The 15091-nt window shown below is 55.0% G+C and carries 29 protein-coding genes; 12 read left to right on the plus strand and 17 right to left on the minus strand.

All coding sequences use genetic code 11. The features are described from left to right. Window positions 1-18: 18 nt before the first annotated feature. Complete coding sequence (locus ACIQVE_RS09035) at window positions 19-1221, minus strand: DNA-methyltransferase (RefSeq protein ID WP_402806942.1); 1203 nt, start codon at window positions 1219-1221, stop codon at window positions 19-21. Window positions 1222-1298: 77 nt separating this feature from the next. Here ACIQVE_RS09035 and ACIQVE_RS09040 point away from each other — a divergent pair, with 77 nt between their 5' ends. Together ACIQVE_RS09040 and ACIQVE_RS09045 are read left to right on the plus strand one after the other, a co-directional pair. Beyond that, the gene (locus tag ACIQVE_RS09040) at window positions 1299-1484 is read left to right on the plus strand and encodes a hypothetical protein (RefSeq protein ID WP_402806945.1); all 186 of its coding nucleotides are present in this window, start codon (window positions 1299-1301) and stop codon (window positions 1482-1484) included. A 52-nt stretch (window positions 1485-1536) separates the two neighbouring features. Further along, window positions 1537-1779, plus strand: a complete 243-nt coding sequence (locus ACIQVE_RS09045) for a hypothetical protein (protein WP_178964906.1) — start codon at window positions 1537-1539, stop codon at window positions 1777-1779. A gap of 18 nt (window positions 1780-1797) precedes the next feature. On the opposite strand, the gene ACIQVE_RS09050 is transcribed toward ACIQVE_RS09045, so the two are convergent. After that, a complete protein-coding gene (locus ACIQVE_RS09050; RefSeq protein ID WP_402806949.1) occupies window positions 1798-2514 on the minus strand; it encodes a hypothetical protein in 717 nt (238 codons plus the stop codon). Between the two features lie 104 nt (window positions 2515-2618). Between ACIQVE_RS09050 and ACIQVE_RS09055 the strand changes: the two genes are divergently transcribed. Next, a complete protein-coding gene (locus ACIQVE_RS09055) occupies window positions 2619-2930 on the plus strand; it encodes a hypothetical protein (RefSeq protein ID WP_402806951.1) in 312 nt (103 codons plus the stop codon). Here ACIQVE_RS09055 and ACIQVE_RS09060 read toward each other — a convergent pair. Then, window positions 2914-3225, minus strand: coding sequence for a hypothetical protein (locus tag ACIQVE_RS09060; protein WP_402806954.1), 312 nt, complete (start codon window positions 3223-3225; stop codon window positions 2914-2916). The two genes, ACIQVE_RS09055 and ACIQVE_RS09060, sit on opposite strands and share 17 nt — an antisense overlap. Before the next feature lie 81 nt (window positions 3226-3306). Between ACIQVE_RS09060 and ACIQVE_RS09065 the strand changes: the two genes are divergently transcribed. Beyond that, entirely contained in the window at window positions 3307-3495 is a 189-nt protein-coding gene (locus ACIQVE_RS09065) for a hypothetical protein (RefSeq protein WP_402806957.1), read from the plus strand. Window positions 3496-3566: 71 nt separating this feature from the next. Further along, window positions 3567-3785, plus strand: a complete 219-nt coding sequence (locus tag ACIQVE_RS09070) for a hypothetical protein (RefSeq protein WP_402806960.1) — start codon at window positions 3567-3569, stop codon at window positions 3783-3785. 56 nt (window positions 3786-3841) lie between these two features. Here the strand turns inward: ACIQVE_RS09070 and ACIQVE_RS09075 are convergent, their stop codons facing one another. Further along, on the minus strand, window positions 3842-4090 hold the full coding sequence (locus tag ACIQVE_RS09075) for a hypothetical protein (RefSeq protein WP_402806961.1): 249 nt from the start codon (window positions 4088-4090) through the stop codon (window positions 3842-3844). An 81-nt stretch (window positions 4091-4171) separates the two neighbouring features. On the opposite strand from ACIQVE_RS09075, the gene ACIQVE_RS09080 reads away from it, so the two are divergent. Beyond that, window positions 4172-4360 carry a hypothetical protein gene (locus ACIQVE_RS09080; protein WP_402806963.1) on the plus strand — a complete coding sequence of 63 codons (189 nt, stop codon included), beginning with the start codon at window positions 4172-4174 and terminating at the stop codon, window positions 4358-4360. Between the two features lie 289 nt (window positions 4361-4649). On the opposite strand, the gene ACIQVE_RS09085 is transcribed toward ACIQVE_RS09080, so the two are convergent. The 7 genes from ACIQVE_RS09085 to ACIQVE_RS09115 form a co-directional block, all read right to left on the minus strand. Then, complete coding sequence (locus ACIQVE_RS09085) at window positions 4650-5021, minus strand: hypothetical protein (RefSeq protein WP_402806965.1); 372 nt, start codon at window positions 5019-5021, stop codon at window positions 4650-4652. Between the two features lie 75 nt (window positions 5022-5096). After that, window positions 5097-5561 carry a hypothetical protein gene (locus tag ACIQVE_RS09090; protein WP_402806967.1) on the minus strand — a complete coding sequence of 155 codons (465 nt, stop codon included), beginning with the start codon at window positions 5559-5561 and terminating at the stop codon, window positions 5097-5099. A 246-nt stretch (window positions 5562-5807) separates the two neighbouring features. After that, window positions 5808-6371, minus strand: a complete 564-nt coding sequence (locus tag ACIQVE_RS09095) for a siphovirus Gp157 family protein (RefSeq protein WP_402806969.1) — start codon at window positions 6369-6371, stop codon at window positions 5808-5810. Then, window positions 6368-7117 (minus strand): hypothetical protein, encoded by a 750-nt coding sequence (locus ACIQVE_RS09100; RefSeq protein ID WP_402806972.1) that lies wholly within the window; start codon window positions 7115-7117, stop codon window positions 6368-6370. Before ACIQVE_RS09100 ends, ACIQVE_RS09095 begins: the two co-directional genes overlap by 4 nt. Before the next feature lie 156 nt (window positions 7118-7273). Then, a complete protein-coding gene (locus ACIQVE_RS09105) occupies window positions 7274-7468 on the minus strand; it encodes a hypothetical protein (RefSeq protein WP_402806975.1) in 195 nt (64 codons plus the stop codon). Continuing rightward, window positions 7465-7656 carry a hypothetical protein gene (locus tag ACIQVE_RS09110; RefSeq protein WP_402806978.1) on the minus strand — a complete coding sequence of 64 codons (192 nt, stop codon included), beginning with the start codon at window positions 7654-7656 and terminating at the stop codon, window positions 7465-7467. The genes ACIQVE_RS09105 and ACIQVE_RS09110 overlap by 4 nt, the downstream gene beginning before the upstream one ends. After that, window positions 7653-8090, minus strand: a complete 438-nt coding sequence (locus ACIQVE_RS09115) for a hypothetical protein (protein WP_402806981.1) — start codon at window positions 8088-8090, stop codon at window positions 7653-7655. Before ACIQVE_RS09115 ends, ACIQVE_RS09110 begins: the two co-directional genes overlap by 4 nt. A gap of 182 nt (window positions 8091-8272) precedes the next feature. On the opposite strand from ACIQVE_RS09115, the gene ACIQVE_RS09120 reads away from it, so the two are divergent. Further along, window positions 8273-8809, plus strand: coding sequence for a hypothetical protein (locus ACIQVE_RS09120; protein WP_402806983.1), 537 nt, complete (start codon window positions 8273-8275; stop codon window positions 8807-8809). A 50-nt stretch (window positions 8810-8859) separates the two neighbouring features. Here ACIQVE_RS09120 and ACIQVE_RS09125 read toward each other — a convergent pair whose 3' ends face one another. The 6 genes from ACIQVE_RS09125 to ACIQVE_RS09150 form a co-directional block, all read right to left on the minus strand. After that, the gene (locus ACIQVE_RS09125) at window positions 8860-9216 is read right to left on the minus strand and encodes a hypothetical protein (protein WP_402806984.1); all 357 of its coding nucleotides are present in this window, start codon (window positions 9214-9216) and stop codon (window positions 8860-8862) included. Further along, window positions 9213-9590 (minus strand): helix-turn-helix domain-containing protein, encoded by a 378-nt coding sequence (locus ACIQVE_RS09130; RefSeq protein ID WP_402806987.1) that lies wholly within the window; start codon window positions 9588-9590, stop codon window positions 9213-9215. Before ACIQVE_RS09130 ends, ACIQVE_RS09125 begins: the two co-directional genes overlap by 4 nt. 491 nt (window positions 9591-10081) lie before the next feature. Continuing rightward, window positions 10082-10378, minus strand: coding sequence for a hypothetical protein (locus ACIQVE_RS09135; protein WP_402806989.1), 297 nt, complete (start codon window positions 10376-10378; stop codon window positions 10082-10084). A gap of 362 nt (window positions 10379-10740) precedes the next feature. Then, a complete protein-coding gene (locus tag ACIQVE_RS09140) occupies window positions 10741-11676 on the minus strand; it encodes a hypothetical protein (protein WP_402806992.1) in 936 nt (311 codons plus the stop codon). Continuing rightward, window positions 11673-12131, minus strand: coding sequence for a DUF6932 family protein (locus tag ACIQVE_RS09145; protein ID WP_402806994.1), 459 nt, complete (start codon window positions 12129-12131; stop codon window positions 11673-11675). The genes ACIQVE_RS09140 and ACIQVE_RS09145 overlap by 4 nt, the downstream gene beginning before the upstream one ends. Further along, window positions 12115-12567, minus strand: coding sequence for a hypothetical protein (locus ACIQVE_RS09150; RefSeq protein ID WP_402806997.1), 453 nt, complete (start codon window positions 12565-12567; stop codon window positions 12115-12117). Before ACIQVE_RS09150 ends, ACIQVE_RS09145 begins: the two co-directional genes overlap by 17 nt. Before the next feature lie 104 nt (window positions 12568-12671). Here ACIQVE_RS09150 and ACIQVE_RS09155 point away from each other — a divergent pair, with 104 nt between their 5' ends. From ACIQVE_RS09155 to ACIQVE_RS09175, 5 genes are all read left to right on the plus strand, one after another. Then, window positions 12672-12905, plus strand: a complete 234-nt coding sequence (locus tag ACIQVE_RS09155; RefSeq protein ID WP_105706779.1) for a YdaS family helix-turn-helix protein — start codon at window positions 12672-12674, stop codon at window positions 12903-12905. A gap of 28 nt (window positions 12906-12933) precedes the next feature. Beyond that, on the plus strand, window positions 12934-13128 hold the full coding sequence (locus ACIQVE_RS09160; RefSeq protein WP_105706777.1) for a hypothetical protein: 195 nt from the start codon (window positions 12934-12936) through the stop codon (window positions 13126-13128). A 49-nt stretch (window positions 13129-13177) separates the two neighbouring features. After that, complete coding sequence (locus ACIQVE_RS09165; protein ID WP_402807001.1) at window positions 13178-13372, plus strand: hypothetical protein; 195 nt, start codon at window positions 13178-13180, stop codon at window positions 13370-13372. A gap of 73 nt (window positions 13373-13445) precedes the next feature. After that, entirely contained in the window at window positions 13446-14306 is an 861-nt protein-coding gene (locus tag ACIQVE_RS09170) for a replication protein (RefSeq protein WP_402807004.1), read from the plus strand. After that, on the plus strand, window positions 14296-15090 hold the full coding sequence (locus tag ACIQVE_RS09175; RefSeq protein ID WP_402807007.1) for an ATP-binding protein: 795 nt from the start codon (window positions 14296-14298) through the stop codon (window positions 15088-15090). The genes ACIQVE_RS09170 and ACIQVE_RS09175 overlap by 11 nt, the downstream gene beginning before the upstream one ends. Window position 15091: the final 1 nt, after the last annotated feature.

The following is a 15091-nucleotide window of genomic DNA, read 5'->3' on the forward strand; positions in this document are numbered from 1 at the left end:
AGGAGTGGTGTGGATGGGTCAGGCGGTGCCGAAAAGGTCGAGCTGGTCTGATTCGGCTTGCTGTTCTTGCTGGCGGTTGATTTCGTGCTCGATTCGCGATCGGGCGATCGCCGCGTACTGCTCGTCGATCTCGCAGCCGATGAACTGGAAGCCTTCGCGCATCGCAGCCTTGCCGGTGCTGCCGCTACCCATGAATGGATCGAGCGCTACGCCGCCGGCCGGGGTCACCAGGCGCAGCAGGTAGGCCATCAGGTCAGTGGGCTTGACCGTAGGGTGGCTGTTGCCGTTTCGAGTACTCCACTCGGCCGTCTCGCAGTCGCGCATGGTTGCGTCCTTGGCGACAGCGGGAGCGTCTGAGCTGATAAGGCCTTCGTTTCGGTCTTTACGGCTGGTCTTGGCGCAGTAGAAGAACCGGGCGGCGCTTCCGCTATCGAGCCTTCGAGCGCCCGGTCTCATATGGAAGCCGACAACACCGGCGTTTTCGCTACCGGCACTGGCCTCGGTGCCGCGTCCTCTCTTCATGTTGCCGTAAACATTTTGTCCGGCGCGCTGGGTATCGCTGGTGCTGGCGGGTGCGAGTTGGCCGGGCGCATCTGGGAATGCAGCGAGTACTTCTTCGCTGCCGTCGTGGACCAGGTTTGCCGGCCATCGTCCGGCTGAATGGCCGCCGGCGATCGGGCCTCGCGCAGATCCACCCCCGGCGAAGTTGCCGCCCTTGATTGCTCCGTTGCTGATTCGCGCTGTGTCGTCTTGGGTTCCAACTCTGCACCGATCGATATTCAGTGCGCCCGTTCCGTGGGCGATGACGTTGGCGGCGACTGTTCCGGAGAAAGGTTTGCGAGCAACGGTGATTGGCTCGAGCGCAGGTTTTAATGCTGTACCCCAGCCAGCGTGCGAACCGCCGAGGTTGTGCGACTTCGGAAAGCCCGACCCGTATACCCAAGCAATCATGTCTCGGATCTCGAAGCCGGCATCCTCGATACGGACTGCCATTCGGTGCTGGGTGCGCGTCCCGGCGAAGGCCAGCAAGTGACCGCCTGGTTTGAGAACGCGCAAGCACTCAGCCCAGACCTCGGTCGTAGGAACGTCGTAGTCCCATTTCTTGCCCATGAAAGACAGGCCGTATGGCGGGTCGGAGACCACGCTGTCGACGCTGCAATCGGGCATCCGACGCAGCAACTCGAGGCAGTCGCCGACCAGGATCTGGTAAGAGGGTGGCATAGGGGATCCTCGCCGGCTGGCGTGATTCGTAAATTGGGATGATGATTTGCACTCAGCGAAATCAAACGGTGATTGCGATGAGTACGAAAACCGATGTGGAAGCGGTGCGCCTGATCGGCGATGAGGTTGTCCGTCTACTCAGCCTTCCTGATGAAAGGCTTGAGGTTGAGGTGCGCCATGGGCTTAAGCTGATCGCCGAACTGGCGCGGTGGCGAGACCTGGCCGGCTTATCCAGCGCAGAGCCTGCTGGCACAGTTCGTTGAAGTGGGGTATTTGTGTTCGGCCCGGCATGGAGCCGGATCAAGGAGAATTGATATGGCTTATTGGGACTCTTACGGCTATCCAGAGAACGAACCGAAAGTCTGGATCACGTTCGGCACGCAAAAGGACGGTCCGCCACAAGTAGCATTCCTCGGGCCGATTCGTCAGCCGGAGGGCGATAGCACGAAGGCTGTCGAGTACTACCAGGAAGTTGCAGGCCGTTGGACTGATGAGCGTGCCGCACATGACGATCTAAATAAAATCGCTCAAGATCTCATCGAGCATAAGCGTCTTTAGCGGAAGCCTACTATAGGATCAGGCGGCGGCGCTGGCGGCTTCTTTGATCGTCGTGATGGCGTTTGCGGCGTGGCGTACGTAGTACAGGCGAGCCATCAGATTTGGGCACGGCTTGCTGATCGTCGATTCCCAAAGGTCGCTGCCACCAATCAGTTCTTCGTGCTCACGCAGGAAGTCGTAGGCCAGAACCACCTCGCTGTCGCGGCCATCGGCGAAGGTCTCGACCTCCTCAACTACGTCGGCCAGATCAGCAAAAGGAAGGCGCTCGTCTTCGGCCTCATCGCGCCCGCGCAGCCATTCAATGAGTTTTTCAGCCTGCTCCAGGGTGGCGCCCTTGTTCGGGATGTCCGCGATCCATTCCGGGACCTCATCCCCAGGCAATTCGTAATCGATCCGCCCGGCGACGCATTCGCACACCGTGTCACGAATCGCGTCGAAATCGATCACCACGCGCTTGATGTCACCGTCCAGCTTCTCATGCAGATAACCATCGCTCTGATGGCGCAAGAAGTTGATGCCGTAGCTGGCGCCGACGTGGAACACCAGAGGACCAATATCGCCCATCATGCTCATGCCGAAGCGGGTAACACAGATATCGAACCCGTAGCAGCTGCTGCCTGGCCGTGCGCAGCGCCAAACCTCGACGCCGCTTTCGTTCACCAACTGGGTGTATTGGTGCTGGGCCAAGTCGTCTGCAACGCGTGCGGTGAGCGCGGCGCTTTCTTGCTCTTTCATGGAATATCTCCAGTCAGGCGCCGCCCTCCGTGACGGGTGGTGGCAATTTGGTTTGGGTTGGGGTATTACGGGTGGCCGGCATAGGGCCGGATCAAGGAGCGAAAATGCTGGAACGTCATGAAGTCTTTTTGGGGTTCTTCGAGCGCTATCCCGATGCAGAGCGTCGTGAATACACTCATGAAAACGGTAAGCATTCGACTATCAGTGTCGGCCTGTTACAAGGACATGTTGATGCGGCATTCATCGGGTTTTATAAGCCCGACGGAAAAATGCAGAGTGAGGAACAGTTGCCTCTCGACGTGATCGAGTCGAATTTTGGCCAGGCTTCGGTTGGAAATGCCGAGATGCTTTCCCGACTGACAGATCTGGCTGTTCAGAAAGCCGCTTCGCCCATCAAAACTACGAATCGTCCGTAACCCGTAAAGCCTCGCGGGCGTAGGCCAGCTTTAACTTCCGCGACACGTTTTCGGGTATCACGTATTCGTGTCGCGGCGGCGTGAGTAAGGGAAGGGCGCCGCCTGGGCCAAGGCCATGCAGGTGATGAATCATCAGCGTGATTGCCTCGCCCTGTTCCTCGATACCGCTCCAGGCCATCAGCTCAGCAAGTGCTTGGCGAGTACCGGGCAGGCAGTGCAGCCTGATTTCCTCTTCGCCGCGCTCCTTCCTCTTCGCCGCGGCTTTCGCTGAGCGATCTGCGTTGCTCTTGGCCATGGCCTACCTCTTCAATTCCGCTGGCCGGCTCGTTACCAGGTGGTGTATCTATGACTCAACTCACACTGGCAGGAGGCCGACATGAGGTTGCAGAGCGATGAAGATGCGCTAGCGGCTATAGAAGAGGACGCTAAGGCGATGCTGAAACGGATAGGACTGCCGGATGACGCAGTGAAGTTGGAAGTGGTCGTGTTCCTTCGGGAGGTGATCGACCTGGCCAGCTACATGGAGTCGGCGCATCGAGTCGTTGAGTCGCCGAGCTTTGTCTGAGCTGGCGTATTGCCGATCGTTGCAGTATTTGTGTTCGGCCCGGCATGATGCTGGGACAAAAGGAGTTTGAAATGGCTACAGATCGTGAAATCGCGCTGGAACAAGCACTTATTGCGGTGCTTGGCGCAGCACAAGATTTAAATTTGGACTTGGTGGAAATCAGTCTGAAGGCTAAAAACCTCATAATCGACAACACGAGATATCGCCAAGTAGGGCATCCGCATGTCACCAACGCATGGAATGAGGTTGAGTCAGCCGTTGTATCCGTGAGACGGGAAAAGCATATGTAGGCGGAGCCCTCTGTATCCGGATGCAGCGAGTAGGGTGGGTATGTCACGGTGGCATGTCACGCAATGCGAATGTGATCAGCCAGTTGCTCGTCGTCCATGCGGTCAGCTCCGCGGATGAATCGGGAAATCAGATCTTGCTCTTCTTCGATGCCACACCTGGACATGACACGCTTAAGTGCTGCGTCATCGTTGCGATAGAGCTTCGTGACAATCCGCCGTGACAATAGAGCGGCTTCTTTTTCCGCCTGGGTCAATTTGTCCCGCTCGCGCTGATCGCGTTTACGCTCTGTTGGCGTCTTGGCCATGGCCTGCCTCTTCAATTCCGCTGGCCGGCAAGCCACCAGGTGGTGTATCTATCTCGCAGCTCACACCGGCAGGAGGCCGACATGAGATTGCAAAGCGATGTAGATGCACTCGCAGCAATTGAGGAAGACGCGAGAGCAATGCTGAAGCGGATAGGGTTGCCCGACGACGGCCAGAAGCTTGAGATGGTCATCTGCCTGCGTCAGATCATTGATCTCGCCACCTATATGGATTCGGCTGACCGCTTTATCGAAGCACCGGGCGTTATCTGAGTCAGGCACCACGCAAAGCGATCGGCGAATTAACACATTATTATGGCAATTCGATGTCAGATAGGTTATTTCTTGGGGTTCGGTATCGAGAGCCGCAAGGGATTATTTATGAGCATCCAGAAATTCATGGACGAGTGCACGAGGCTGACGAGCAACATGCAGGCGAAACTCGCTGCCTCGAAGCGTCTTGCTCTGTATGACTACTCAACCTCGAGTCACGTAGAAGAGTTTCTCAACGCGCAGCAAGAGCTGCACCGATCTATCCGGGATTTTGAAAATTTTCTCATGTCTAGCTCGGGAAATAATCATCAGGCGTGACAATCTCGTCGCCCGGATCGGCTGCCAGTTCGGCGATGCTCTTTTCGTAAAATGATTGCGACACCTTTTCGCTCAACTCATAAGGTGTCGTGACATTCCGCAACATCCAAGCCTGTGTTTCGAAGTCGGCGCCGATCAGGTTCCTCAGCAGCCGCTGGTGAACATCCTGCTGGTTGTTGATTCCATGGGCCTTCATGACCTTCTGCAAGTCAGGCTTGAATACTCCGGCCACTTCGATTTGAAACTTTCCGATCCCGAGCGCGGCATCCTTCGCCGCTGACTTCTCGCGCTTCCTGCGCTGCTTCATGGCTTCCGCCGTCGGCTGCTGCTGTTCCTCGGCCATGGCCTACCTCTCGAATTCCGCTGGCCGGCAAATCCAGCCAGCTCTGTCGTTTGCGTTGTTGGGTGCGAAACCGTCTCACGCTGCTACCTTCACCTGGTGCCAAGCGCCGGCGGCGTAGAACAGCTTCGCGGCTTGTGCTTCGTCGAGCGATACCTCTGCCGGGATGGCGATCCAGCCTGAAGCAACCATGTGGTTCGGGTTGCAGGCGTTTCGCAACTCCAGGTAGTAATGCTCGATGGCGTCAGTCAGGCGCTCGACCTTGTAGATGCCCTCGGGCGATATCTCGACCGACTTGATGTACTCGGCACCGCGCTCGTCTCGACAAATGGCGCCGATGTAGATCGTCCAGCGGTAGGAGAAATCGAATATCGCATTGGCGATCGCCAGACTGCGGATCTGCTTGCAGCTCTTCCAGTTCGCCATGATCTGGCTGCCGCTGGGATCGATGTTCACCACCGCGACGTGGTTGGTGCGCAGCAGCGCCCGGCAACTGCGTTCAGCCCGGGCGAAGCCGTTGTTGGGTTTGCGTTTCGACTTCATAGCGAGTCCGTCATTTTGCGTAGAGCCTTGCGGTCAGCGGCCGATATTGGCTTTAGTCGCCGCTTGAGAACCGTTTCAGGGTCTACCCAGTCCCGCCGCGCGGGCCTGGGCTTCAATCGGGCCGACGGCAACTCCTTGTAGCTGCCGCCGGGCCGTGTCCAGAAGTCAGCCATCGCTGCGGCGATCCGATCCGACTCAGTTTGTTTTGCCCGAACTGCGTTGAGGTTGAGACTGATCATGCTGGCCTCACTTGATCCGGATCGAGCTTTCGCCGCGCTCAAGGTGAGCCCAAGCTGGTTCCGGCAGCAGTTCGTGTTCCGCGTCTTCGCCAGCCTCGATGCGCTTGCGCACCGCGTCGTTGTGATCACGGATTTCTTTGAGCTTCACGGCGATAGTTTTCTTGTCTGGAGTGATCACGCTCTTCAACGTGACAAACTCGTCAGGCACTGCTTGCTCGTTGTCGACAATGACCTTCTCGGGCGAGAGCGCGAGTGTGATGGTGAACAGTGGTCGTTTGATTGACTTGATGTCTGCGGCCTCCATGTTCCGGCGCAGATAATCACTGAGTTGCCCAACGGTATTTTTCTTGATGCGCTTGAGCTCGTTCAGACGGTCGACCTCCTTGTCGATTGCGTCGATGTCACCCTCGATGTTGCGACGCAGCATGACGACGCTATCAGCCTTCACTTCGAACTCGCCTTTGATGCCGTCCATGGTGTCTTGGATGGCCTGGCGCAGTCCTTCGTCGTCGCTGTCAGCCAAGGCTGCGAGCTCGGCCATCTGCACATTCAGTTTGTAGAGATCGGTCATGCTGCGCCCTCCAAGGCATCTTCAAGGTCTGCTTTACGGGCGTCTTTGGCGCGCGTGAATTTGAGTTTGTGGGCAGCGCAATCTGGTTCGGTTTTGCGCAAATCCAGCTTGCGCATCGCTGACTTGTAGAGCTGCTCCAACTCGTTGAGTGATTGCGCGGTACCGATCAAGTGGAGTGTTTCAGCCAGCCATTCGCGGTATTCAGCAGCCAGACGCTCCTTCGCTTCGATTTTGTCCTCGGCGCGCTCGATTTCTGCTTCACCTAGGCGTTCGTTGACGTAATGAATGTCGTCGTAGAGGCCCAAGCGAATGTCGGCAGAGAAGCCGAGCTGGCTCAGGCATTTGCCTATGGCGTCGGTGAGGGATTTTTTCGGGGCATCGAAGTCAGTGCTGATACTTCCGAATTTGTTCTGAGTGATGAAAGGTGTGTGCCCATAGTGTGTGATTGTTTTGCGCTCGCCGTCGCCACCTAGGTACCAAAGTGCGACTTTGAGGGTATGCACCTGGGCATGGGCCACCACCGATCCTTCTTTGTTCAAAAGTGGGCCGCCGATATCGAAGCGCTCCTCGATGACGTCGTAACCCCAGCCGGTACCGCACGGGCCGAACTGCTCAGTAGCGCGTTTAGCCAAGTACTGGGCATTCACTGCAGTACCAGTGAAACCGCCGAGGCCGGTGTATTCCTTTGTGAACTTGGGGTCGGTCTTTTCGACCTCCTCCCAAAGAGTTAGGTTGGGTGCTGACATGACTATCTCCCGCCGAGCAGGTGCGCGGCTTTGAAAGATGGGCTTATTGAGTGATGCGGTCGGCGAGGGCGCTGAGCAGCATCAGAAAGGTAAATACACCGATGGCTGAGAAGGAGCCGCGCCGTATGAAAAGGCGGCGGGCGAACTGGCGACCGGTCACGACCGAACCCTCACAGCAATCCGCTTGCCCTTCATGGAAGGCGCCAGGCGCTGGGGGAGATTCGCGACCAGGTCCTCGCGCTTGCGGCCGATTACCTCATTGAAGGGAAGGCCGAAGCCGAGGAGAGCGATCTTGTGTTCGATATCCTCCAGCTGCTCGTCGATCAGCGATTTAACCGGTGCCGTGGTCATGCGTCCTCCTTCCGCCGCTGACAGATGTCACGCAGCCGTTTGCAGTAGTGGTTGAACTCGTCGATGGTGATCGCGCCGTCGGTAAAGAGACGGGTGATGAGCCCCTGAACTAGTAAGCTGATGTCTTCTTCGCCGGCAGGTGCTGACACGCTATCGAGGGCTTGGTCGATCAGGATGTGCGGGCTCACAGGTCGCCATCCACATCGTCTTCAGCGGCTTCGTGCTCGGCAGAGACCGCGTTGGCAGCGTGCGGGCGGAGGAAGTCGGCGGCGATCGCCTCAAGTTGCGTCACCGGACTATTGCTGCCCAGCAAGTGCTTGGCGTGGGTCAGCGCCTCGGCCGGGCTGCCTACGACCACCGCTAGCACCAAGTTGGCGAACGAGTCGCGATCATCAAGGCCGTCGATCTGCCGCTGATTCAGGTGCGTTTGCAGGTGTTCGGCATACTGCGCTGAGGTGACTTTCTGCGCCGGGCCAAACCGACGCTTCCATTCCACATCCGAGCCGCACACCAGCTGTTCAGCGGCGCTTTCCAGCCATTCGCGCTGATCGTCCGGTTCGCTCACCGCCGAAGGCAACTTCGCGTCGTGCATGGCCTGACAGATATTTATTGCTGCGTTCATGGTCGCCTCCAGCGTGGCGGGTGTTGATCCAACAAAACTCGGATGCACTCATCCGCTCCGCTGGTTGCCGTTGGGCGCGGAGGGGAGTGCATGCGGGTAGAGGCGGGGAAGGGGGTTAGATGTAATGAACCACTGAAGCCCGCGGGCGTCTAAATCAATTGATCCATATTTGGTGAGCGACTGTGACTAAGATCATTACCGAGAAGGTCAGTACGCATGAGTCTCTCCCACCTGACGCATTACTATTCGGAACTCCGAAAGACCGTCTCGATTTCTATCGTCGAGAAATTCAGTACGAAACCACTCTGCTATCGAATCGAACAAATGCGAATCTGACGGCGCAATCTTTTTTGGTGATTGCGTTCGCATCTTCAATGGCCAACGTCAACCCAGAATGGGGCAAGATCTTTACCTTGGTTGTACCTTTGTTGATGGCCATACTCGGGATTGTGAGTTCGCTCAATGCGCGGCCAGGGATTCGAGCTGCTTACGCAATAATTGATCACTGGCATTTCAAGCAAAGCCATCTTTTGCGCAGTGAGCCTGCAATGGGGGCCAACTATGATGATTCGCCCCTGTTCTGCGAAGCAGAGTCCAGCCAAAAGGGGTATCGAAAATCCCTCCAGTTCTCTATGAGAACCCCGTGGCTTTTTGTGATTTTCTGGGTGGTTCTCGCAAACTTTGGTATCTATATCCAGTTCTCAAATCCCGGTTTTTAAGCTGGGCTTGACGCTGTTGATTACCCAGTCGCTGACGTGGCGCTGGTTGGTCAGGCTGGAAATTTAAATCCGGTATCCTGAAGCACCTTCAAGCGCTCACAGAGGGAAACGTACTCCCTCAGATCGGAAAGGCTTTTTGAATCGAGATTGGACTTGAGTTGCTTGACTGCCTGAGTGATTTCGCCGACCTCTCGGGCGATTGTTTGCCTGTAAAGCCGAAGCTCTTCGATGTTTTCCTTCTTTATTTCCTCGAAGATCGACTTCGCACCAATGATATTGGAGTAAGAGGTTTCAAGCGCTGTAACCGTCTCGTCGACTCGGGTTTTAAGCTGAATGCTTGTTTTCAGCATTTCCTCATAGGAGGAGATTTCAGATGCCAATATCTGTTCGTTGGATAGCGACTTCATCTGGTATTCACCCTTCCTTCTGCGGCCTGTACGCGTAGCCATTTCTCAAGGTCATCCGCGAGAATCAAACGGCGCTTGCCTAGTCGGAAGCTTGGCAATCCGCTCACGTTCAAATATCCGGTGACAGTGCTGGCCTTGACCCCGATTAACTGAGCTGCCTCTGTTATGGAGTAGGAAATTTTTCCTTCAGGGAGCGACCACGACGCGGCCGGTGGTCTGTTGCGTTGGCGCTTTACTTTCGGGGCTGATCTGTAATCGTCCAGTGCTTTAAGCATCACATCGAGTTCTTCAAACTCGATCCCTGAAGCAAGCATTCTCACAAGCCAAGCCATTTGCGACTCGTTGTGCGCCTCCTGCTCATCTTGTTTACCCATTTCAAACTCCCGGTTGTTTTCCCAATGCACCCGTTACCAGGTGCATCAGTGAAAAATTCCGTGTTGCTATCCGCTCCATGCTCGGCGCCGCGGTTTCCCCACCTGGCCGGCGTCACACATTTCGTGTTCGGTGTTCTTCGCCGGCTGGCTTGCATGGTTTGGCGTCCTCCCATTAGGGGAGTCCGGCAGGTTCCAGAGCCTGCATGGAGATCGAAGTTTGTGTTTCGCGCTATGCCCGTTTCCGGGGATCGATCCGCGAAGATTCCAAATTGTGAAAGAGCGGCGGGTCTCTTGAGGCCCTTCGCAGTGGCTGTGTGTCGCTGCGATGGATCAAAGATACCTCGGGGTAAATATTTGTGTAAATACCCAAAGGTAAAATAATTTCTGCGAGGCGCAAAAAAGCCCGCTCAGTGGCGGGCTTTGGGTCAGATAGGGGAGGGCTGAAACAAAAAGCCCGGCGCTGGGCCGGGCTTTAGAAAGGCATTATGTCATCAGAACCAGTGGAATCCTTTGGCAATAATTGCCGCGAGACCGAGGGCTGTGGTGATCAGCGCTCCAAACAAAATTCGGAAGTCGGCGGCAGTTTCTTTGCGGTGTTCACCTACGCCCTTCACCAGGGCATCAACATCTCTGCGGATGTATTCCACATGGGTTTCCAGCTTTGCTACTCGGGCCTCCATGTCACCACCTCCGCCGTTGCTACCATTACCGTGGTGCTCAGTATGGTCGCCATCGTGATGCTTGTCACTGATCTCTGGATTTGGAAAAGGGAATACGTTGCTGTTCATGAGAGCAGCCCTTTACGATCAAAGAAGTAGCTCCAGACGTAGCCAGCCCCAATGAACCTGGTGTTGCCACAGTTCTGGCAGTTGAACTGGAACATCCAGGACGCGTAGCTCGTGTCTCGTGCGCTGGCGATAGTGAATAGGCCTGGCTTCCCATCTATTGCAGAACCATCCCACTTATCTGATCCGCAAGCTTCGCAAGTCTTTAGGCATTTCTTTTTTTCTACATATTCCTGCAGTTGTTCAGGCGTTATAGAGAGAGTCTGAGGAACAAGCTGGTCAAGATTTCTTGTATTTGACGATTCCGACATTTTGCCTCCATTCATGTCTTGTTAAGCAAAGCCCGGATTTCTCCGGGCTGCAATTTATGTGGCTGCGTGAAATGCAATCAGTCTTTCATGATCATCGTTTATATATAAATCATATTCCATAACTTCGATGGATATAATTTTGTCTCTTTTAGGTTTTGGCATCGATTCACGCTGAATTTCTGAGCAAATTATTTTTACTGGTTCATTGTTTTGAGCTTTGATGAATACTCCGCTTTCATCCTCGCTAATAAACTCGCCAGTAAGAAATACGCGTCTTGTTTTAATATACTCCGCTAACGAAAGTCGCTCGAATGATTTTATCGAGTGCTTTACATCTCCATGCCAGAACAAAGCATGATCGTGAGATGCCCATGCAAACCTAGGCCTAATGCCTCGCCGGTCAAGCGCTGCAAGCATGTCTCGCAATTGGATTGTACAATCCAATCCGATGGCTAAAAAATTTTCAAATAGCTTATGGTATGTGTCTGCATTTAGGGTATTGAGTATTCCTAATATTGCGCTCTCAAACTGAATATCTACAGAAGATTTACTTTTTGTTTTTTCAAACAATATGAATTTACCGTATTCGTTTTCTTTTCTCTTGTAAGAGAGTGACAAATACTTATCATGAGATTTGCTTAGGTCCTCATTAGGCCCTCTCCCAGTTGACCTAAATAAATGCGCGAGAGAAATTGCTTTGATTAGGTCGTCAATCAATATTTGGAATGCATCATCTATTTCTTTTCTCGATAGCGATAAGCCATCATCTTTAGCAAAAAAAATCTCAAGCGAGTTAGGTACAAGATCTTTTCTCGCAAGTCGCAACTCGTCCTCAAGTGATTCACGCTCGAACTTCCAAGAATTCAAAGACAACTCAACAGCGAAGTCATCTGGGTCTTCTTTCAGAAGAGCAGTGTCCCGCTCGATAAAGGTCTTTACCTGAGCAAGCTGGCGCTCAAGCCAGTCGATTGTGTTTACTTGCTCTTTCATGGTTTTAGCCTCACTGATACCAGGCCCTGCGGGGTGGTGTCGTCTCGCTGTGTACCGAATTTATTCAACCAATAGGTAATACCGTCGTCATCACTCGACCTGACCCCTCGGACATCCAGCTGGTACTCGTTGAAGACATATTTGGGATGCAGGAGAGGGGCTACCAGGGATTTTTCCTTTGGAGACAGTCTCCTGACTGAATCGGCGTCGTACACGATGATCAGGTCGACGTCATTGGGGCTTGGCTTTCGACAGACGAATGAGCCACCAATCAAGACCTCAAATACAAGGCCAGTCGCCGACAGTCGGTCGAGGTAGGCAAAAAGATTCTTGAGTAACGAAGGCCGTCGCCTGGAATCTGGGAATGCTTCTACGGTTAGCTGACGTAGCTGGAGCGGGGTAAAGGGATGAACCCCATGACCCAAAAGCGGTGGGTAGTCAATTTTTGACGTCATCAGCGGGCACCAGCAGTTCTATAGCCTGCTTCAGTTTAAGCGCCCGGTCTTCCGGCATCTGGAGTATGCGGTTTGCAATCTCATCCGCGATCCGTCGAAGGCCAGGCGCCGCCTTTTCGTAGTTCTGGTCGAGGTAGCGTGGTCGAACAACCACCTCGGCCATAAGAAAATCTTCTTCCGGGCCTTGGTCAAACCTCAGGCCAGGCATGTCCATGCTGTATTGAGGGAGATCGAATTCTCTTTCGATCTCCCGGGCCAAGTCCTCACCTACGTTTTTGGCTCCAGGCTTCCCTTTCGGGTATAGCAGGCGCGAGAGATAGTCGGGCTGTTTTTCAAGGCGTTTAGCAAATTTCGCCTTTGCACCCCACACACCCTCACCGTAGACGCGATCAATGAGCGTCTGCAGATTTGCCTTTCTGATTTCGAATTTATCCATGTTGGAAATATGCCTTCCTAGTTACTCATAGGTAAATGGCCTGCGGGTATTGCTTTATTACGTACCTATGGGTAAAAATTGTCGCATCAACGAGGAGAATCGTGATGCGTACAAAACACCTCCAGCTCCTGGACTGGCTCAAAACCGCCTCTGACGAGGTGGTTGAACGAACCGGAACCACGCGGGGCTACCTGAAACAGATTGCCTACGGCAACAAGCAAGCATCCGCCGCCATTGCTGCATCTCTCGAGCGCGAGACCTCTGGACTCATGACCAGGAAGCTTCTGCGCCCGGATGACTGGAGCGTCATCTGGCCAGAGCTGGCAGCGGCGGCCTGAAAATTTGAATACCCAAGGAGCCTCACCAATGGCAGACGAACCACGGAAAAACCATAAGCACGTCAACCAGATCAAGGTCTTGCTCGATGAAGAGTTCGAAGACCTTTTGACCTGCGCGGCACAAATTCACGGCACAAAAAAAGCGGTGCTCGCCCGAGAGGTCTTGAAGTCATGGCTGCTTGGTCTTGTTGGCAATTCTATTCGCGACGACCGAGCTGCCTGAAGCGAAACCGTAGGGACCCAGCAGGGACTCGATAGGGACCGGAGGGCATATGCCAGAAGAACAGAAAGGCATGGAGCTTGATGAGTTGCTTGATCCGGATGAGCTGCGATTGCTGGAGGCTGAGGCCGCAAAGCGGGGGATGACCTCGGCTGAGCTGGCAAAGCTTGGGATTCAGCAGGAGCTCACGCGTAGGACCAGGCCTAAGGCCATGAGCGGGACGATTCAAGCGTTTCGGAAGTGGTAGTAGAGCCCAAACGACGGGCACAAAAAAGCCGGGATTGCGGCCCGGCTGATTCGATGTAACTGACGGAGCCAATATGACAAACATCATTCACATTGACAAGTCCAGGGGGTTCACCCGAATGGACAACACCCTAATGGAGTCGTTGGCCACTGTAGACCTTCCGGCGCGCGATCTGCGCGTCTTGATGGCCATAGCCCGTCAGACCATCGGTTACCAGGTCGAGACCAAGCGCCTCACCGCTGACGAGATCGGCAAGCTCACCAACATGCGTCGCGACGTCACTTCGAAATCAATCAGCCACTTGCTCGAACGTCGGATCATTTACCGCGTTGGAGGAAGCCGAGGTGATATCGGTATTTCTCCAGCCTCTGAATGGCTTTTCTACGAAGAAAAAACAGACCGTCTCACTGAGACCAAAACGTCTCACTCAGCTCAAATCGTCTCACTGAGAACTGATTTGAGTGAGACCAAATCTGCAACTTGCCTTCTCTATACAAAGAAAGAACCCCTATTAACTCTTCCTTCGGAAGAGATTAATCCGCCCCAAGCTCAGACCGGCCCGGCGAAGGCTGACCGCAAGACTCCGTTCGGAATGGCACAGATGCTGGCCGACAACCCGCACCAGATCCCTGAGCAACTGCTTGGTGACTGGCTGGCCCAGCGCAAGGCCAAGCGCGCAGCAGTGACCGCCACCGTCTGGGCGACTGTGAACGCCGAGTTGGGCAAGTGCGCAGAATCTGGGATCACCGCAGCAACCGCGATCACCGAAGCGCTCTCTGCTGGCTGGCAGGGCTTCAAGGCGTCTTGGGTGATCAACCGGATTCGCGATGCCCGCCAGCCACCCAGCGGTGGCCAGTCGATTCACCACGGCTTCACCGACCGCGACTACACCGACGGGCTGATCGCCCGTGAGGATGGCAGCTTTGGTTTCTGAGAACGTTGTTCGACTGGCGAACATGGCGACTCCGCAAGCCACCTCCGTGGCAGTGTGCGAAGACCATGGTGAATACCAGGTGACCGAAACCCAAATCATGGGTCACACGTTCCGCACGCCATGCCCTGAGTGCAAGCGACTGCGCGCCGAGGCGGACAGAGTTCAGGAAGTCGAGCGTCAGCGCCATGAGCTGGCTTGGAAGCTTGGAGACGCCCTGATCCCGAAACGCTTCAAGGATCGCAACTTCGACAGCTATACGGCTTCGACCGGTGCCCAGAAGAAGGTTCTCGCCAAATGCCGGCAGTACGTCGAAGAGTTCGAGCCGAATCTCGAAGCGGGGCGCTGCGTGATCCTGGTGGGCAACCCCGGCGCCGGTAAAACCCACCTCGGCATCGCAATTGCCCAGGCCGTCATGGCCACCAGCACGCATACCGCTGCTTACCGCACTCTCGGGGCAATCCTGCACGCCATCCGCGCCACCTTTGACGGTTCATCCGGCCAGACGGAAGGCAGCATCCTAGACGCACTGATCAAACCCACGCTTCTGGTGCTGGACGAAGTAGGGGCGAGCAAGGAAACCCCGAGTGAGTTCGAGTTGAGCCGGCTGTTCGCGATCATCAACGGTCGATACGAGAAGATGCTTCCTACGATCGTCATCTCGAACCTTGGCGTGAAGGAGTTGCCGGCGGCCATGGGCGAGCGTTCAGCAGACCGGTTGCGTGAGGGCGGCGTGATTGTCCTTCCATTCACCTGGGAGTCACAGCGCGGCAAGGAGGGTTTCTGAC

Source organism: Pseudomonas sp. NPDC098747, assembly GCF_044760045.1.
In the GTDB taxonomy this organism is placed as follows: domain Bacteria; phylum Pseudomonadota; class Gammaproteobacteria; order Pseudomonadales; family Pseudomonadaceae; genus Aquipseudomonas.